General features: G+C 52.0%; 10 protein-coding genes. 6 read left to right on the top strand and 4 right to left on the bottom strand.

Annotated features, from left to right (window positions below):
• Positions 1-82 precede the first annotated feature (82 nt).
• The 5 genes from ACYVH9_RS10620 (at position 83) to ACYVH9_RS10640 (ending at position 6067) form a co-directional block, all read left to right on the top strand.
• The gene (locus ACYVH9_RS10620; protein WP_460636290.1) at positions 83-661 is read left to right on the top strand and encodes an RNA polymerase sigma-70 factor; all 579 of its coding nucleotides are present in this window, start codon (positions 83-85) and stop codon (positions 659-661) included.
• Between the two features lie 99 nt (positions 662-760).
• A complete protein-coding gene (locus tag ACYVH9_RS10625) occupies positions 761-1855 on the top strand; it encodes a FecR domain-containing protein (protein WP_460636291.1) in 1095 nt (364 codons plus the stop codon).
• A 74-nt stretch (positions 1856-1929) separates the two neighbouring features.
• The gene (locus tag ACYVH9_RS10630; RefSeq protein ID WP_460636292.1) at positions 1930-3903 is read left to right on the top strand and encodes an STN and carboxypeptidase regulatory-like domain-containing protein; all 1974 of its coding nucleotides are present in this window, start codon (positions 1930-1932) and stop codon (positions 3901-3903) included.
• 92 nt (positions 3904-3995) lie between these two features.
• On the top strand, positions 3996-5084 hold the full coding sequence (locus ACYVH9_RS10635; protein ID WP_460636293.1) for a M20/M25/M40 family metallo-hydrolase: 1089 nt from the start codon (positions 3996-3998) through the stop codon (positions 5082-5084).
• A 188-nt stretch (positions 5085-5272) separates the two neighbouring features.
• Complete coding sequence (locus ACYVH9_RS10640) at positions 5273-6067, top strand: DUF2490 domain-containing protein (protein WP_460636294.1); 795 nt, start codon at positions 5273-5275, stop codon at positions 6065-6067.
• Here ACYVH9_RS10640 and ACYVH9_RS10645 read toward each other — a convergent pair whose 3' ends face one another.
• The 4 genes from ACYVH9_RS10645 to ACYVH9_RS10660 all read right to left on the bottom strand — a co-directional run bounded on the left by ACYVH9_RS10645 (position 6068) and on the right by ACYVH9_RS10660 (position 14751).
• Complete coding sequence (locus tag ACYVH9_RS10645) at positions 6068-7513, bottom strand: DUF1501 domain-containing protein (RefSeq protein WP_460636295.1); 1446 nt, start codon at positions 7511-7513, stop codon at positions 6068-6070. It abuts the gene before it with no gap.
• A 5-nt stretch (positions 7514-7518) separates the two neighbouring features.
• The gene (locus ACYVH9_RS10650) at positions 7519-10863 is read right to left on the bottom strand and encodes a DUF1553 domain-containing protein (RefSeq protein ID WP_460636296.1); all 3345 of its coding nucleotides are present in this window, start codon (positions 10861-10863) and stop codon (positions 7519-7521) included.
• A 124-nt stretch (positions 10864-10987) separates the two neighbouring features.
• Positions 10988-13855 carry a TonB-dependent receptor domain-containing protein gene (locus ACYVH9_RS10655; RefSeq protein ID WP_460636297.1) on the bottom strand — a complete coding sequence of 956 codons (2868 nt, stop codon included), beginning with the start codon at positions 13853-13855 and terminating at the stop codon, positions 10988-10990.
• Positions 13856-13917: 62 nt separating this feature from the next.
• Positions 13918-14751: a GLPGLI family protein gene (locus ACYVH9_RS10660; protein WP_460636298.1), complete on the bottom strand. Its 834-nt coding sequence runs from the start codon at positions 14749-14751 to the stop codon at positions 13918-13920.
• Between the two features lie 383 nt (positions 14752-15134).
• Between ACYVH9_RS10660 and ACYVH9_RS10665 the strand changes: the two genes are divergently transcribed.
• Positions 15135-15950 carry a hypothetical protein gene (locus ACYVH9_RS10665; RefSeq protein WP_460636299.1) on the top strand — a complete coding sequence of 272 codons (816 nt, stop codon included), beginning with the start codon at positions 15135-15137 and terminating at the stop codon, positions 15948-15950.
• Positions 15951-16003 lie beyond the last annotated feature (53 nt).

Here is a 16003-nt window from a genome sequence, read left to right on the forward strand (position 1 = left end):
CTCAATTGAGTGTCATATCCCCAGTTGCAGTAGAGCGGGTTAAAAAAAGTATGGTAGATTTGCCAAAAATTGACGCAACTACGTGCAACTGACCGATCAGGAACTGATTCATGCGATACGACTGGGTAACGAACCCGCGTTTGAGGCCGTCTTCCGGCAGCATTACGCGTCGTTGTGCCAGTACGCCCGCACGTTTCTACACGATTGGGATGATGCCGAAGAAGCCGTTCAGGCGGTTTTTCTGGCGGTTTGGGAAAAGCGCGACACCCTGGCAATTACGGTTTCGCTCAAATCCTACCTCTATCGGTCGGTGCATAACCGCTGTTTGAACCGAATCCGGCATTTGTCGGTGCAGGCCGAACACCGGGAGCAGGCCGCTTACGAAGTCGAACTGTATCAGTCGAGTTCGGAGGCTCCCATGCAAAGCCTGATGGCGGATGAACTGTCGGACCGGTTGCAGGCGGCTATTCAACGCCTGCCGGAACAGTGTCGGCTGATCTTTTCGATGAGCCGTTTTGAAGAACTGAAATACCAGGAAATTGCCGATCAACTGGGGCTCTCCGTCAAAACCGTGGAAAACCAGATCGGGAAGGCACTGCGGATCTTGCGAACCGAATTGGCCGATTATTTGCCGATTTTGTTGTTATTGTGGATAGAATGAGGAAACAGAAGTAAGACAATTGAAAAAGACTTCTGTCGATAAGATCAACGGAGTTTACCCTTTCACTATTGTCTTACCGCTATAGGCTATAAAAAGTAAATGCCAGATCAACCTGAAAACCGAATCGACGACGACCTGCTGGGTAAATACCTGGCCGGGGAGACCGATGCTGCCGAGTCGGAACGGGTACGGCGTTGGCTGGATCAGAATAATTCGGAGCGGCAGGAGTTTGATCGCTTCGAACGCATTTGGGAAACGGCCGGCAAACTAAGCCAGCAGCCGAGTACGCGTTCGGCGCCGGTGGATACCGATGCGGCCTGGCTGAAAATGCGGAGCAAGATGCGGGCGGCCCCCGCAACGGAAACCGGGGTAGTAACGCCCCCGCCGGAACCGGTTGCTCCGGAGCCCATCGTAAAACCGTTGCCGGTCGGTTCATCCCCGACGATCCGGAACGTAAATTGGTGGCGGTCGCCAGCCTGGGCGGTGGCGGCTATGGCGGTTTTGCTGTCGGGCCTGTTGTGGTTTTTCCTGAATGAGACCGAAACCGAACCCGTTGCGCAGCTTGCTGCGGTGACCAGCGATGAGAAAGTCGAAAAAGTTCTGCCCGATGGCAGTACGGTTTTGCTCAATAAAGGCAGTAAGTTAACGTATCCCGAAAAATTTGACGAAGACAGCCGCGAAGTTCAGCTGGTTGGTGAAGCGTTCTTCGATATAAAACCCGATCCGTCAAAACCGTTCCGGATTCACGTTCGCAACACCACCGTGCAGGTTTTAGGTACTTCGTTCAGTATTCGGGCGTATACCAACGACGTGCGCGTGGCCGTCCGCACCGGGAAGGTGAAGTTTTCGGCAAAAAATAAGGAGATTACCCTGGTCAAGAACGAGCAGGCTACGTTCGATGCGGTCAAGGACACGCTCATTCGGGCACCCAAAATCGATGCCAATGCGATGACCTTCCAAACCGGTCGATTGGTGTTTGAAAATGAGCCTTTGAGCAAAGTCGTAAAAACACTCAATGAAGTGTATCATGCCGATATCCACCTGGCCCGTGCGGAGTTAGGTGATCGTGTATTTTCCTGGACCGCAGAAAACGAGAATTTAGATTTTGTGCTCAGAATGACTGCCGAAACGATGAAGTTGAGGATTTGCCGGGATGGAGAGCGGATTATTCTGAATGATCACCCCTGTGAATAAAATCATGAAAATGCTGGTTTTCGTAGGGGTATTGGTTTTCCTGGGTGTCATCCACCCAACAATTCCACTCTATAATGTACCCTGTTCGTTTTTTACTTTTACTGATTTGTTGCGGCTGGCTGCGCACGGCATTCGCACAATCGATACCCCCGCTGGAACGGGTGGTATCGGTTGATTTTACGAATGAACGACTTGATAAAGCGTTAAAAGCAATCAGTACCAAAGGCCAATTCTCTTTTGCCTACGATGCGGCCATCATCAATTCCGCCAGTACATTAACCCTGCGCTCAACCAACTCAGTCCGAACTGTACTGAACCAGATTTTTCGCGGAACCATCACGTATAAAACGCGCGGAAACCACATCATTCTGCAAAAAGCGGAGGTGCCGGAAGAAGCGCCCAAAAGTTTTATTCTGGACGGGTACATCACGGACCGACAGACCGGCCAGAAAGTCAGCCAGGTGAGTATTTATGAAAAAACGACCCTGGCGTCGACCGTTTCGAATCCGTACGGCTATTACCGCATCAAATTGTCGACGGCCATTCCGAGTGTCAAACTGGAAGTGCGCCGGAAGTACTACTTTTCGGAAACCGTCTCGATCAACGCCCGGCAGACACATAAGCTCGACATCGGCTTAACGCCTTTGCCTTCGCAGGAAACGTTGCAACCCCTGACAGCCCGTATTTCCATTGATACCACCCGCCCCACGGTTATTATTCCGCAACCAGTGGCTGTGACTATTCCGGTCGATTCAACACCCCCGCCAGCCAGCACACCGGGCACCAAAATCTGGGACCGCAGCAAGTCGGTTTTATCGGAAACCCGGGACGATTTTGCCGATTGGTTCAAAACAACCCGGCAGGCTATTCACGACGCCAACCTGGCGGGCGATACCATTTACCGGAGTATGCAGTTTTCGCTGTTTCCCTTCGTGGGTACGAACCACACCCTGAGCGGGCGGGTCATTAATTCGGTGTCCTTCAACCTGGTTGCGGGCTATTCACTGGGTGTTCGGACGCTGGAAATTGGCGGGTTTCTGAACATGGTTCGGGGCGATGTTGACGGCGTTCAGATTAGCGGTTTTGCCAATGCGATTGGTGAAAACGTCAACGGCGTTCAGGTTGCCGGTTTTTTCAATGGCGTCCGGAAAAATGTGTTGGGCGTGCAGGGGGCGGGTTTCGGAAATACCGTGCTGGGTGAGGTGAAAGGGATTCAGGCCGCCGGTTTTTACAACATGACCATGGGCGACATGATGGAAAGTATTCAGGGGGCGGGTTTTGGGAACATCACCGTCGGCCACATGAGTGGTTTTCAATTGGCCGGTTTTACCAACGTCGCGGCCCGTTCGATGACTGGTTTCCAACTGGCTGGTTTTGGGAATATTACGGGCGGGCGAATGACCGGTTTTCAGCTGGCCGGTTTTACGAACATGACCATCGGCGAACAGGCGGGCTGGCAACTGAGCGGGTTTCTGAACTACGCGAACCATGTTGTCCGGGGGCACCAGATGGCGCTGGTCAACATTGCCGGATCATCCGAAACCACACCGTACGGCTTGTTCAGCTACGTGCACCACAACGGTTACCGGCGGCTGGAAATTTCTTCGGATGAAGTGATGACCACCAACCTGACGTTTAAGACGGGCGTTCGACGGTTCTACAACATTTTTACGGGCGGTACTAATTTTGGACAACCCGGAAAACCGCTCTGGAATCTGGGGTATGGTTTCGGAACGGCGGTGGATCTGCGACGCGGCTGGATGCTGAATTTTGACCTGACTGGCAATGTGCTCAGCGACCAGACCCGGTATTACTGGGACGCCTGGAATACCCTGATCCGGTTCAATCTGGGCGTTGAGAAAAAATTGTCGCCCCGGTTTGCGCTGGCCGTTGGGCCATCGGTCAACTGGTTCCTGAGCGATTATTACCGCACGAAACCGGTCACCCGATTTGATGTGCCGCTGTTCACCCATCCCGACGGATTGATTGATGTGTTTTCAACGGGCTGGGTTGGGGTCCAGGCGGCCATTCGGATTTGTAATCCGTAGCATCAGCCTACGCAAAAAAACGGTCGGCAAGGTGGGAATTGTCGACCGTTTTTGTTTGGTTTGAGAAATAGCACCTTAATTGTTTTACGCGAATGACAGAAGCAAGTAAGAATTTTCTCTACGCCTATTTGAACAATGCCTCGCCCACGGGTTTTGAATCGTCGGGGCAGCAAATCTGGCTGGATTACCTCAAACCTTACATTGACGAGTATATTGTCGATACGTACGGAACGGTGGTGGGCGTCATCAACGGCGGTACGGAATCTGCCGATCAACAACCGTATAAAGTAGTAATTGAAGCCCATTCCGACGAGATTTCGTGGTTTGTTAACTTCATTTCCGACGATGGCTACCTTTACGTTCGGCGCAACGGTGGTTCCGACGCCCTGATTGCTCCTTCGATGCGGGTCGATCTGCACACGGCCAACGGCATTGTAAAAGGCGTATTCGGCTGGCCTGCTATCCACGTCCGGGATCTGGCAAAAGACGCAGCTCCGAAAGTAACGGATCTGTTCATTGACGTGGGCGCGCAAACCAAGCAGGAAGTGCTCGACATGGGTATTCATGTCGGTACGGTTTGTACCTTTTCCGATGGATTGTTTGAACTCAATAACCGCTATTATGTGGGCCGTGCGCTCGACAACCGCATGGGCGGTTTTATGATTGCCGAAGTAGCGCGTTTGCTAAAAGAAAACAAGGTCCGGTTGCCGTATACGCTGTACATCGTCAATGCGGTACAGGAGGAAATTGGCTTGCGGGGTGCGGAAATGATTGCTCGGCGGCTGAAACCGGATCTGGCCATCATCACGGATGTTACGCACGATACGCAATCGCCCAAATACGATAAAAAGGAGCAGGGCGACCTGAAAGCGGGCGGTGGCCCGGTGATCTGCTACGGTCCGGCGGTGCAGAATAAGGTGCGTGACTTTATCATTCAGGTGGCACAGGACCAGGAGATTGCGTTTCAACGGCAGGCCGTTAGCCGGTCGACCGGAACCGATACCGATTCGTTTGCGTACGCAGCAGAGGGTAGTGCGTCGGCTCTGATTTCGCTCCCGTTGAAATACATGCATACTACGGTTGAAACCGTGCACATGGATGATGTACAAGCCGTCATCAAACTGATTTACGAAACGTTGCTGGCCGTTAAAGGCAACGAAGATTTCCGGTATCTGAAGTAAGAAAAAACCGGATGGAAAGCCGTCTGTTCCATTTTGGGGCAGACGGCTTTCCTTTTTGGCGAACCACCAACTGAATGATTGGTAATCAGATTGTTTACGCCATTATTATCAAATTGTTAAGATTGTGTAAACCATAGGAGTCATTCATTACGGCATTGTAAATTTGAATCGTCAACACAATGTTTACTATGAAGCGGCTCCGAGTCGTTATTGGCCTGACGGTCAGTTTATTGATACTCGCTTTCTCGTTTTCTTTCGCCCAGACCTCCTTGACGCCATCGACTCCCTGGGGAAGCTGGTTCATCGGAACGGTTCAGCTGCCGGGCGGCAACGACAAATGGGGAGGCTTTGCCGAGGTTCAGGCGAGAAGCAACGCGGCTTTCCAGCAGTTTTTCTACCGGGAATTGAAAGGTGGCATCAGCTACGACCTTAGCCAGCACTTTACGTTTACGCTGGCTGGCGGGCATTACGCTACGTACGATTACCACGAGCTTTCTGACGGTCCGCTGAACACTGAAAAACGGTTTTGGCAGCAATTGGTGGTCAATCAACACCTTTCCCGGCTGAAGTTTGAACACCGGTACCGCATCGAACAGCGCTGGTTTACCAACCGCGACGGTTCTACGCCGTTTCGCAACCGGATTCGTTACCGGCTGAACATGTTCGTGCCGTTGAACAAGCCAACCATCACGACCGGAACGGTTTTTCTGTCGCTTTTTGATGAGCTTTTCCTGAATCCCAAAGGCCCGACCTTCGAGCGGAATCGGGTGTATGCCGGGGTGGGCTACCAGCTGGACAAACACTGGATCATACAGACGGGCTGGGTCAATCAGACCAATTACAGCCCGGCTTCGTTTGAAAAAGGGATTTTTACCCCCCAATCCGCAACGGGGAAGAACAACATTCTGCTGTCGGTAACCTACCGGTTAGGGACCAAAAAGAACACGGGTCCGTCCTATAAACTGCCGTCGCAGGCCGACTGATCAGGCCAGAATCGGTTTCACTACTTTCCCGGCCACGTCGGTCAGACGGTAACGCCGTCCCTGGAACTTGAAGACCAGCTTTTCGTGATCGAGGCCCAGCAGGTGCAGAATCGTGGCCTGCAAATCGTGCACGTGAACCGGTTCCTTGACGATGTTGTAGCTAAAATCGTCGGTCTGTCCGTACGTCATGCCTTTTTTGATGCCTCCGCCGGTCAGCCAGATCGTAAAGCAGCGCGGGTGGTGATCGCGGCCGTAGTTATCTTTGGTAAGCTTGCCCTGCGAATAGTTGGTCCGGCCAAATTCACCGCCGAAAATCACCAACGTATCGTCCAACAATCCCCGTTGTTTCAGGTCTTTCACGAGGGCCGCCGTCGGTTGATCAACCGAATCAGCCATGATTTTGATGTCTTTGGGTAAATTCCCATGCTGATCCCAACCTTGGTGGTAGAGTTGAATAAACCGTACGTCTTTCTCCGCTAATTTGCGGGCTAACAGGCAATTGGCGGCATACGTACCCGGTTTTCGGCTTTCGGGGCCGTACAGGTCGAAAATGTAATCCGGTTCTTTCGAAATGTCGAGCGTTTCGGGCACGGACGTTTGCATCCGATACGCCATTTCGTACTGCTGCATCCGGCTGTTTATTTCGGGATCCAGAACGTGTTTGTATTGGTCTTCAGATAGTTTCGCCAGGTAATTCAGCATCATCCGCCGGGAGGTTTTATCGACGCCCTCGGGGTTGTTGAGGTAGAAAATCGGATCGGGGCCCGACCGGAACACCACGCCCTGGTGCGTTGACGGAATAAAACCGTTGCTCCACAATTTGGCGTAAAGCGGTTGGTCGCCGTTGCGCGCGCGCGACAGCAGCACCACAAAAGCGGGCAGATTTTTGTTCTCCGAGCCTAGCCCGTAACTCACCCACGAACCCATCGAAGGCCGTCCGCCGATCTGGTTGCCCGTCTGAATAAAGGTAACGGCGGGGTCGTGGTTGATGTGTTCGGTGTGCATTGATTTGATGAAGCACAGCTCGTCAACCATCGTCGTGTGGTGCGGCAACAGTTCACTGACCCAGGCGCGGCTTTTGCCGTACTGCGCAAACTTATACACGGATGCCGCCAACGGAAATGAGCTTTGCCCCGCCGACATCCCCGTCAGCCGCTGCCCCTGGCGGACGGATTCGGGCAGGTTCTTACCCCAGAGTTGTTCCAGCTTCGGCTTGTAATCAAAGGTTTCCAGCTGCGACGGCGCTCCGCTTTGCAACAGGTAAATGACCCGTTTTATTTTGGCCGGAAAGTGGGGCAAGCCGACGCCCGGATCGGGCGTCGCTGCGGCCAGGTTGTTGGGTAACAGGGAAGAGAGAGCCGCAGCGCCCAAGCCCAGTCCACTGCTTTGCAGAAACGTCCGGCGACTCATTTCGTCGTGAATGCGGTCTTGCAACTCGTTGGTCATGATACTTAGCGTTTGATCGTGGCTTCGTCGTAATTCAAAATCGTATTGGCCACCAGCGTGTAAGCCGCCAGTTCTGGGCCTTTCAGGCTTGGGTCGCGCTCAAATTCCCCGGTTTTCAGCAACGACTCGGCCTGCTCCGGGGCGTTACTAAAACGCTGGTAAGCTTTCTGATACAGTTCGTTCATCAACGCCAGCTCCCGAGGGCGCGGTTTTCGGGAAATCGCCGATAAAAAGAAATGCCGGATGCGTGCGTTGGGACTGGATTGGGTGCGCATGGTTTGCTGGGCCAGTACCCGCGCGGCTTCTACAAACTGCGGGTCGTTGAGCGTGACCAGTGCCTGCAAAGGGGTCGCGGTTTTTTGTCGCCGAACGGTGCACAAACTCCGGTCGGGCGAGTCGAAATTGAGCATCATGGGCGGGGGGCTGGTTCGTTTCCAGATGGTGTACAGGCTGCGTCGGTACAAACTATCGCCGTGTTGCTGCACGTAGCGGATCGTGTTGCGGGTCGCCAGCGCTTCCCAGATGCCGGCGGGTTGGTAGGGGTAAACGCTGGGCCCTCCGATCTGGCGTACGAGCAGGCCACTGGCAGCCAGGGCATTGTCGCGGACCTGTTCGGAGGATAGTTGGTAACTGCTGCCCCGGGTAAGCCACTTGTTGTCGGGGTCCCGTTCGATCTCCTCCGACGTGGCTTTGGACGATTGTTGGTAAGTAGCTGATAGCACCAGACGTTTGATGAATTTCTTGGTGTCCCAGTTATCCTGCCGGAACTGAACCGCCAGCCAATCGAGCAGTTCGGGATGCGACGGTAAATCGCCCTGGCTGCCGAAATCTTCCTGGGTTTTGACCAAACCGTTGCCAAAGTAATTCTGCCACAATCGGTTGACCATCACCCGGGCGAAAAGGGGATTACTCTCATCGAGCAGCCACCGGGCTAACCCCAAACGGTTTTGTGGATAATGGGCGGGGAGTGTCCCGAGCCGAAGCGGAGTCTGGGCTGTAACCGGTTGGCCCGGCGCATCGTAGACACCCCGGTTAAGAATGAAACTTTTCCGCTGCTGGTGAGCGGGCAGTTCCTGCATCACCATCACCTCGGGAATATCCGACAAAACCGCTACTTCCTGCCCCCGCAAGGCGGACAAATGCCGTCTGGTCTGGGCATATACCGAATCGGCCGTCAGCAGGTAATGTTCGAAAAGTGTCTGGCGTTGCGTTGCGGTTCGTTGCGGAGCCGAAACTTGGAGTAAACCGTTGACCGGATCGGGCCTGCCCGCCAGCGATTGAACTTCCAGTGCCGATAGTTGACGGTTGTAAATCCGAAGCTCGTCGACACCCACATCGTGCAGCGTTTTTTCCTGGGAGTCATGGCCGAGTTCAAACCCGTAGAACTTGCCCAGTTTGTTGGAGTTGAACTCGCCGTGCAGCAGTCCTTTGGTCAGGTTATCGGTGATGGTGCGCATCTGGGCGGGTTGGCCATCCACAAAAAAACGTACCCCGGCGGCTTTGGCGCTACCATCGTAGGTCAGCGTCAGGTTTTGCCAGCGGTTGAGCTGAAGTTTATTTGTCGTTTTGAGTTCGATGCAGTTGGCGGGCCAGACGTAACTGAGCAAAACCGTCAGCGTCTGGTCCGGATTCAACCTGACCGAATACCCCCGGTAGCCCTCATTGGCGTAATTGGTTCGGCGGAAAACCGCTCCCTCCACGCCTTTTTGCATGGGATTGACCCAAATGCTGACCGAGAATTCCTGATTCCGTTCGAAATTCAGTCCTTTGCCAAACCGCTTTGGAGACTCCACCAGTTTTCCTTTGATCCGGTCTACTTCTTCTGACAGAATGCCGATGCCACAATCGCCCCGCAGCGTTATAGCCTGACCAACCCGTCCTGTCATTGGCAGCGGTTTTCGCTCTTTATCGCCAGTAACAAAAGCGGTAAATTCTTTCTTCCCCCGATTTTCGTACGAATCGTTTACGCCAGAATCCAGCGGCAGATGAACCAGCAAGCCCTGATCCAGGGTCGAGAAAGTGGACGGGTGCGAGGCCCATTGCTCAAACGGCTTTTGGTAAAGTTCGGGCTGTAAGCGGTTTTTGGTTTGTTGAATCCGGGTGCGGATAAATTTCAACGTTTGCTCGGCCTCAGCAGACGGCAGCATCACGGTGGGGCAGGCTTCGCCGTTGTGCGTAATCTGGCCGGTTTCCTTGTTTTGGTTAAAAAACGCAAACAGCGAATAGTAATCTTTCTGACTGATCGGATCGTATTTGTGGTCGTGGCAGCGGGCGCACTCCATCGTCAGGCCGAGAAAGGCTTTGCCAAAAGTGTTGGCGCGGTCGGCGACGTATTCAATGCGGTATTCTTCCGGTACAATCCCGTTTTCGCCACTTTGGGCGTGCAGCCGATTGAAAGCCGTCGCCAGAATCTTTTCCCGCTGAATTGTCGGGGTTTTTGATGCGGGCATCAGATCACCGGCCAATTGGTACTGCACAAACTGGTCGAACGGCAGATTCTGGTTGAATGAGTTGATAACCCAGTCGCGGTACGGAAACGCGTTGCGCATCGGATCATCCTGATAACCCTGCGAATCGGCAAAACGGGCCAGATCGAGCCAGCTTACGGCCTGTTGCTCACCGTAATGCGGAGACGCCAGTAGCTTGTTTACCACTCGTTCGTAAGCGTCCGGCGATTGATCATTTTCAAAAGCCTCAACCTCGGCGGGCGTGGGCGGTAGTCCCGTCAAATCCAGGTAAATCCGGCGGAGCAACGTGGCTTTTTCGGCCTGCGGTGACGGTTTTAGCCCCAGTTCCTTCATTTTCGCCAGCGTAAACCGGTCGATTTCGTTACGAACCCACTTGGTTTCTTCATCGGATGTAAGCCCCCAGCGCGCCAAAAAACTTTGCCCGACGCGTGGCACAGTTGGTTTTTCGATCTTTGTCAGTGACCAGTGTTCCTTGTATTCGGCACCTTGCTCAATCCATTTGATGAGAACGGCTTTCTCGTCCGCGCTCAGCGTCAGGTTCGACGCAGGGGTAGGCATTACCTCCTCCGGGTTGTGGCTCAGAATCCGTTTTACCAGTTCACTTTTGGCTATGCTGCCCGGTACGATGGCCCGACGCCCTTCTTTGTTTTCGAGCGTGGCCTCCTCAAAATTCGCCAGTTGTAAACCGCCCTCTATTTTGGCTTTGTCGGGACCGTGGCACTTGAAGCAACGGTCTGAGATGATGGGTCGGACGTGCAGATTATAATCCACCGTCTGGGGTGTTTTCTCCAGCGCCACTTGCACGTCGTCCGGGAGTTGGTCAGTCTGGCAACCCATCAAGCCCAAAATCGTCAGAATTGTCAGAAAGCCAATCGTTTTCATGCGCTATCGAACCGTAAAGCACCAGGATAAAATTGGTGGCTTATTATACTAAGTTGTGCCTGGTATCTAAAGAACTGAAGCGCTCGTTCTTACTAATTTCTGATAAAGAATAACGGTATTATTGTCAATTCATTCGGTTCGATCGTAACGTTCCCCGTTGTGGCGCGTACGGATTTCTTTCCTGCCGGTTGGAACGGGATTGCGGTCCGCTGCCAAACCGCCGTAGATTGTAGGTAAAACTCAGCATGAAATACCGGTTGAGTACCTGGCTGGTGGTTTCTTCCGTATAGGTTTCGGTCACATTCCGGTTGACACTACGGTTTTGGTTCAGCAAATCATAAACCTGCAAGCGGAGTTCACCCTGTTTGTTTTTGAAAAACTGCCGCGTGAGAGCCATGTTCCAGAGGGCAAAGTTTTGTACCGATCCCGCTGATTTGCCCGAATAATTATTGTAGGTAATGTCCGTTGTAATGACCAGCCGGAACGGGAGTTGATAATAAAGGTCTCCGCTGATCGATTTGTTGAAAAATTCCGTGTTCTGGGATGACTGAAGGGAGTATGATGCTGTCTGATAACTTAGGTTTCCGCTGAGGCCAAATTCCAGTTTTTCGTCAAAGTTTGAATTAATGCGGGCGCCCTGGCTCACTGTCCAGTTTCGCGAGCGGTTGAGCTGATTATTCACCAGACTAACCCCCCGGTTGAAGTTCGCATTGCTGGTCAGGTTGACATTGGCTTTCAGTGCCTGAATGCGTCGGCCCAGCGCCAGAAAACCGGTTACATTATAAAAACCGTTGGTGTTGACGGGTTGCGTAGTTTGTGCTCCCTGACTGCTGAAGGTGCTGGCATTGACAATTTTGTTGTTCGTCTGGCTGGCGTTCAGCGTGGCAAATACGGAGCGGAAGTTTGTTGACTGGAAGTTGTTGTAATTCAGTGAGATGGTGTTGGTGAATTCCTGTTTCAGATTGGGATTGCCCAGTCGGATGTTCAACGGGTTGGTGTTGTCGGGCACTGGTTGCAGTTGCGAGACTGATGGAGCATTGGTCCGGCTGCGGTAACTGAACCGTAGTGAGCGGTTTTTGCTGAAGGTGTACGTGAACGTGGCGTTGGGCAGCAGGTTGGTGAAGCTCTTGCGTAACTCCGTATCGGTTGTCTGGTTATTGCTTTGCAAGGCCGCTTGCTGGACGTCAAAGCCGATGGCGTACGAGTACTTCAGCCGCTTTGTTTGCAGCATTGAACCAACGCGATTGGTCTGGTAGGTGTTGACAAAATTGTTGCTTAGGATTGGGTTCAAAACCGTATAGGAACCGGTTGCTTCATCGTAGTCGTTTACTGTTCGGTTGGAGGAATTGCGGTTATTGGAGTAATTGTAGTGAAATTCCAGGGTTTTGCTGAGCGACAATGGCTCCGTGTAAGCCAGATTGATCGTGTTGGTGACCGATTTACTGATTTGCTCATTTCGTTGATTAATCGTTAGCTTCCGTCCGCCCGTTTCGCCGAAAAACTCGTTGACCGACTGATTATACCCGTCGGTATGCTGGTTGTTGACGGCGATGTTCCAATTCAGTGAAAGTGTCCGTCCTCTGCGGTTGAATTTCCGCATCAGTAGGGCATTGTTGTTTCCTGAAATACCGTTTCCGGTCGAATTGTAGCGCGTGTTGCTCGCGTTGATCAGGTTGGTGGAATCCGCAAAACCACCGGTGCCAATGGCGTCGCTGGTCGCGGTTTGGGATTGGTTGCGGCTTTGATAGGCGGAGTTTTGGACGGTAAAGCCGGGTTCGATCCGCAGCGTAGTCATTGAGTCGATCCGGTAATTCAGCCGCATATTAAACCGGTGGCTGGTGGTCTGGTTGCGTGATGCCGTGTTCTGCCTGACCTGGTACGATGTATCGGGTAGAGCGTACTGGCGACGACTTTGCTGATCAATGGTCGTGTTCAGGTCGTTCAGAAAATAACTGGCAGCGAGGTCGACCTTTTTGCCCCATTCGTTGCGGTAATTTAACCCGCCGGCCAGCGTTCGGGTGATGGCATTGGAGTTGCCACCAAAACCCCCACTTCCGCGTCCATCGGCTATCATGATGCCTCCACCGCCAAAATTAGCACCCAGCCCGGCTCCGCCCCCGAACAGGCTCTGACCCGTAAAGCCCTGTTGATTTACATTATTGGCCTGGCCGACCAGCGAAATTTGTTGCGTACCATTGAACCGGTTCAGGTTCAGGCGGGCGGCATACCGTATGGCATCGTTGGTTTCATTCGGTCCTGCACCCACCGCTTGCTGGCCAAAATAGCCTTTACGTTTGTCTTTTTTGGTGACAAGGTTAATGGTTTTGCTGCGGTCGCCGTCGTCGATACCCGAAAATTGCGCCTGGTCGGACTGCTGATCAAAGAGCTGCACCTTGTCGATGATGTCGGCGGGCAGGTTGCGGGTTGCCATTTTGGGATCGTTACCAAAGAACGGTTTACCATCGACCAGCACTTTTTTCACTTCCTGCCCCTGTGCCTTGATGGTGCCGTCGCGGTCTACTTCTACGCCCGGCAGTTTTTTCAGCATGTTTTCCACCATCGCGTTGGGCTGCGTTTTGAACGAGTCCGCATTGAACTCCACCGTATCCTGTTTGATCGTGATCGGCGGACCTTCCTGCTTGACAACAACCTCTTTCAGGTCAACGGCCTGAGTGGTCAGTTCAAACCGGCCAGCCTGAACCGACGGTTGGTGGGCGGTTACCGAAATGCCCTTTGATTTGTTGCGGTATCCCACGTACGTCACCAGCAGCCGGTAAGTGCCAACGGCAATCTTATTAAACGTAAACTCCCCTTCTCGATTGGTAATCATGAACGCAACGACCGACGAATCGCGAACCGACAGCAGCGAAACCGTGGCTTCCAGGAGTGGTTTACGCGTGGTTGAGTCGATAACCGTTCCCCGAATCTGAGACTGTGCTTCTGCAACCGTAAGGCTGATGAATACCAGAAGAGTAAGGAGTAAAAAACGCATCGTTCTTTCTGACTTGTTGTTTAAGTGCAATCCGTTCGAGTTGGCGATGGCATCAGCTGATGTTAATTACGGTTTTGGAATTGATTCAGCATGTTCTGGTGCATGTCGGCCATCGCCTTCTGCCGAATCGTGTTCAATTCTTCGGACGTCACCTTTTGCGCATCTTTTGGTGGTTGCAAGGTACTTTCCTCTACCTTTTCGTCTACAATCCGGGTCGCTTGATAGGCTTCGTTATCGCTTTCAATTTGCAGCACTACCCCTTTTTCGGGCGTCAGGCTGGCCACGGGCGAATAAGTGAACGCTAATTCGGTAGTATACCATACCGTATAAGTCAGATTCCGGAACGGAACCGTTGCTTTCTGGCAGGTGTACCCCGCAATTTTTTTCGTTTTGCCCGATTCCTGCCAACCCATTGACCGATTGAGGGGCTTTTCTGTCAGGTAGTGTCTAGTCACAGAATCTTTTTGTACGCTAACCACCTCGACGGTTTTGAGGGTCGCCAGATTCCAGAAAACGCTCCGCTCAAATGGCCGTCCGCTGATATTTTGGTGGTTGCGGCTCTGCCTGCCATCAGGACCACCGGCTCCGGGGCCATCGCCCTGCGGGAATTGCCGGATCGTGATACCGCCCGTACTGCGATCCTGTTCTTCTTTGCCATAGGAGCCGGAAAAAACAAAATAATGTGCAAACAGGCGGGTGTCGGGTAGGTCGAGCTGGGGCGCATCAGCACTGCCTGGCCGGACTTCCTGCCCGTTAATTACCACGCGCATTTGTGACGGATCGACCTTTTGCATGACTTCGTACGTGATTCGGCCGGATTTAGGCTGGGCCAAAACCGTCGGTGCGCCTAGTCCCAGACCGCAGATGGTAAGGATGACAAATCGAAGAATCTTCATGAGAAAACGGAATTGAGTGGCTGACAAAATGACCGTACAAAGATGCAGCGGGGGCTTGTAAAGCACTGTTATTTAATGTTAACGTATGTTAAGGATAGGGAGCTTGCAGCAAGTGGGGGCTGATCCTTTGTTCGTTCGCAAAAACAGGAAGGTTTATTCTTGCCTTGCTAGGAGTTTTTAGTAAGTTTAGGGGTCGTTGAAGATTGAGTATAAATTCTATACTAAGTAAACGAGTCTACTTAGTATTTATTTGCATGGGGTGCAGTGCCTATTGTTTTATTTCTACTCCATTTTCAGTGCTCTGAGTCGCTGTTATACAAGTTTTTAGCTGCTAGCATCTTCCCGATGAGTTAATAGATCAACAACCACTTTTTTACTTTTTCATGAAAGCACTTATCCGTATATTCTTAGTACCACTTAGTTTGTTCATGATTCTTGGGGCTTGCTCGGTGCAGGATCACCTGGCACCCGTACCGTTATCGAATCCGTATGAAAATTGTTTGCTCTCGCAAGTGCGTGAGGTAGAAAAGCGTAAGCTTTTACCCGGAGAAGATGTAAAAATTGGGGATAACTTTTTGTCCAGTGAGTATGTCAAAGTAAGTGACATTGTGGAAATCGATGGGGAGCGGTATGCCTTGGCTTCCTCCAACGAGAATAGCTATTGGTACAACTATGACGCGAAGAAAAGGCTGGTTGAACAGACTCAATCCAAACCTTTAGTAAGAGGGCTGGAAAAAAATACGTATAACTACACGCCCGGTCAATTGAGTGTAAAATTTGTGCACGAAGGCTGGCCGAGCGAAACCCGGGAGTATACCTATACGCTGGATCAGCACGGTTTTATCCCCAAAACCGGCGTCGTCTACGACAGCGAAGGCTATGTAGTAGAAAACGAGTATGGGCAAAAAATAACAATTTCTGGAGGAAACGCAGTGAAATCAGAAGGGACTGGTAGCGTTGCCACCTCAGATTTCGATGTGACTAAAATGAATATTCCCAACCCTACACCTTTCATTAGTAAGACAGACCGGAACTTGTTGATGAAAACAGTCATTGTCAATAACAATGGTAATACAGTTGGTCTCACCGAATACAGATATACGTTTGACGGCCAGGGTAAAGTCACTCGCAGAATTCGCATCAGTCGATTTGAGCGTACTTTCATTGATATTACCGAGTATGTTTATAGCTGCCAATAACTCAGCGGAAAACTGAGCAATTGATTTAAATTGAAGGAAAATCACCACGGTAG

The organism is Larkinella harenae, from assembly GCF_054780515.1.

Bases quoted from the DNA above. Each gene is read 5' to 3' on its own strand.
- ACYVH9_RS10655 (WP_460636297.1), bottom strand. From the start codon at position 13,855: ATGCGTTTTTTACTCCTTACTCTTCTGGTATTCATCAGCCTTACGGTT.
- ACYVH9_RS10665 (WP_460636299.1), top strand. From the start codon at position 15,135: ATGAAAGCACTTATCCGTATATTCTTAGTACCACTTAGTTTGTTCATG.
- ACYVH9_RS10650 (WP_460636296.1), bottom strand. From the start codon at position 10,863: ATGAAAACGATTGGCTTTCTGACAATTCTGACGATTTTGGGCTTGATG.
- ACYVH9_RS10635 (WP_460636293.1), top strand. From the start codon at position 3,996: ATGACAGAAGCAAGTAAGAATTTTCTCTACGCCTATTTGAACAATGCC.
- ACYVH9_RS10630 (WP_460636292.1), top strand. From the start codon at position 1,930: ATGTACCCTGTTCGTTTTTTACTTTTACTGATTTGTTGCGGCTGGCTG.
- ACYVH9_RS10660 (WP_460636298.1), bottom strand. From the start codon at position 14,751: ATGAAGATTCTTCGATTTGTCATCCTTACCATCTGCGGTCTGGGACTA.
- ACYVH9_RS10640 (WP_460636294.1), top strand. From the start codon at position 5,273: ATGAAGCGGCTCCGAGTCGTTATTGGCCTGACGGTCAGTTTATTGATA.
- ACYVH9_RS10645 (WP_460636295.1), bottom strand. From the start codon at position 7,513: ATGACCAACGAGTTGCAAGACCGCATTCACGACGAAATGAGTCGCCGG.
- ACYVH9_RS10625 (WP_460636291.1), top strand. From the start codon at position 761: ATGCCAGATCAACCTGAAAACCGAATCGACGACGACCTGCTGGGTAAA.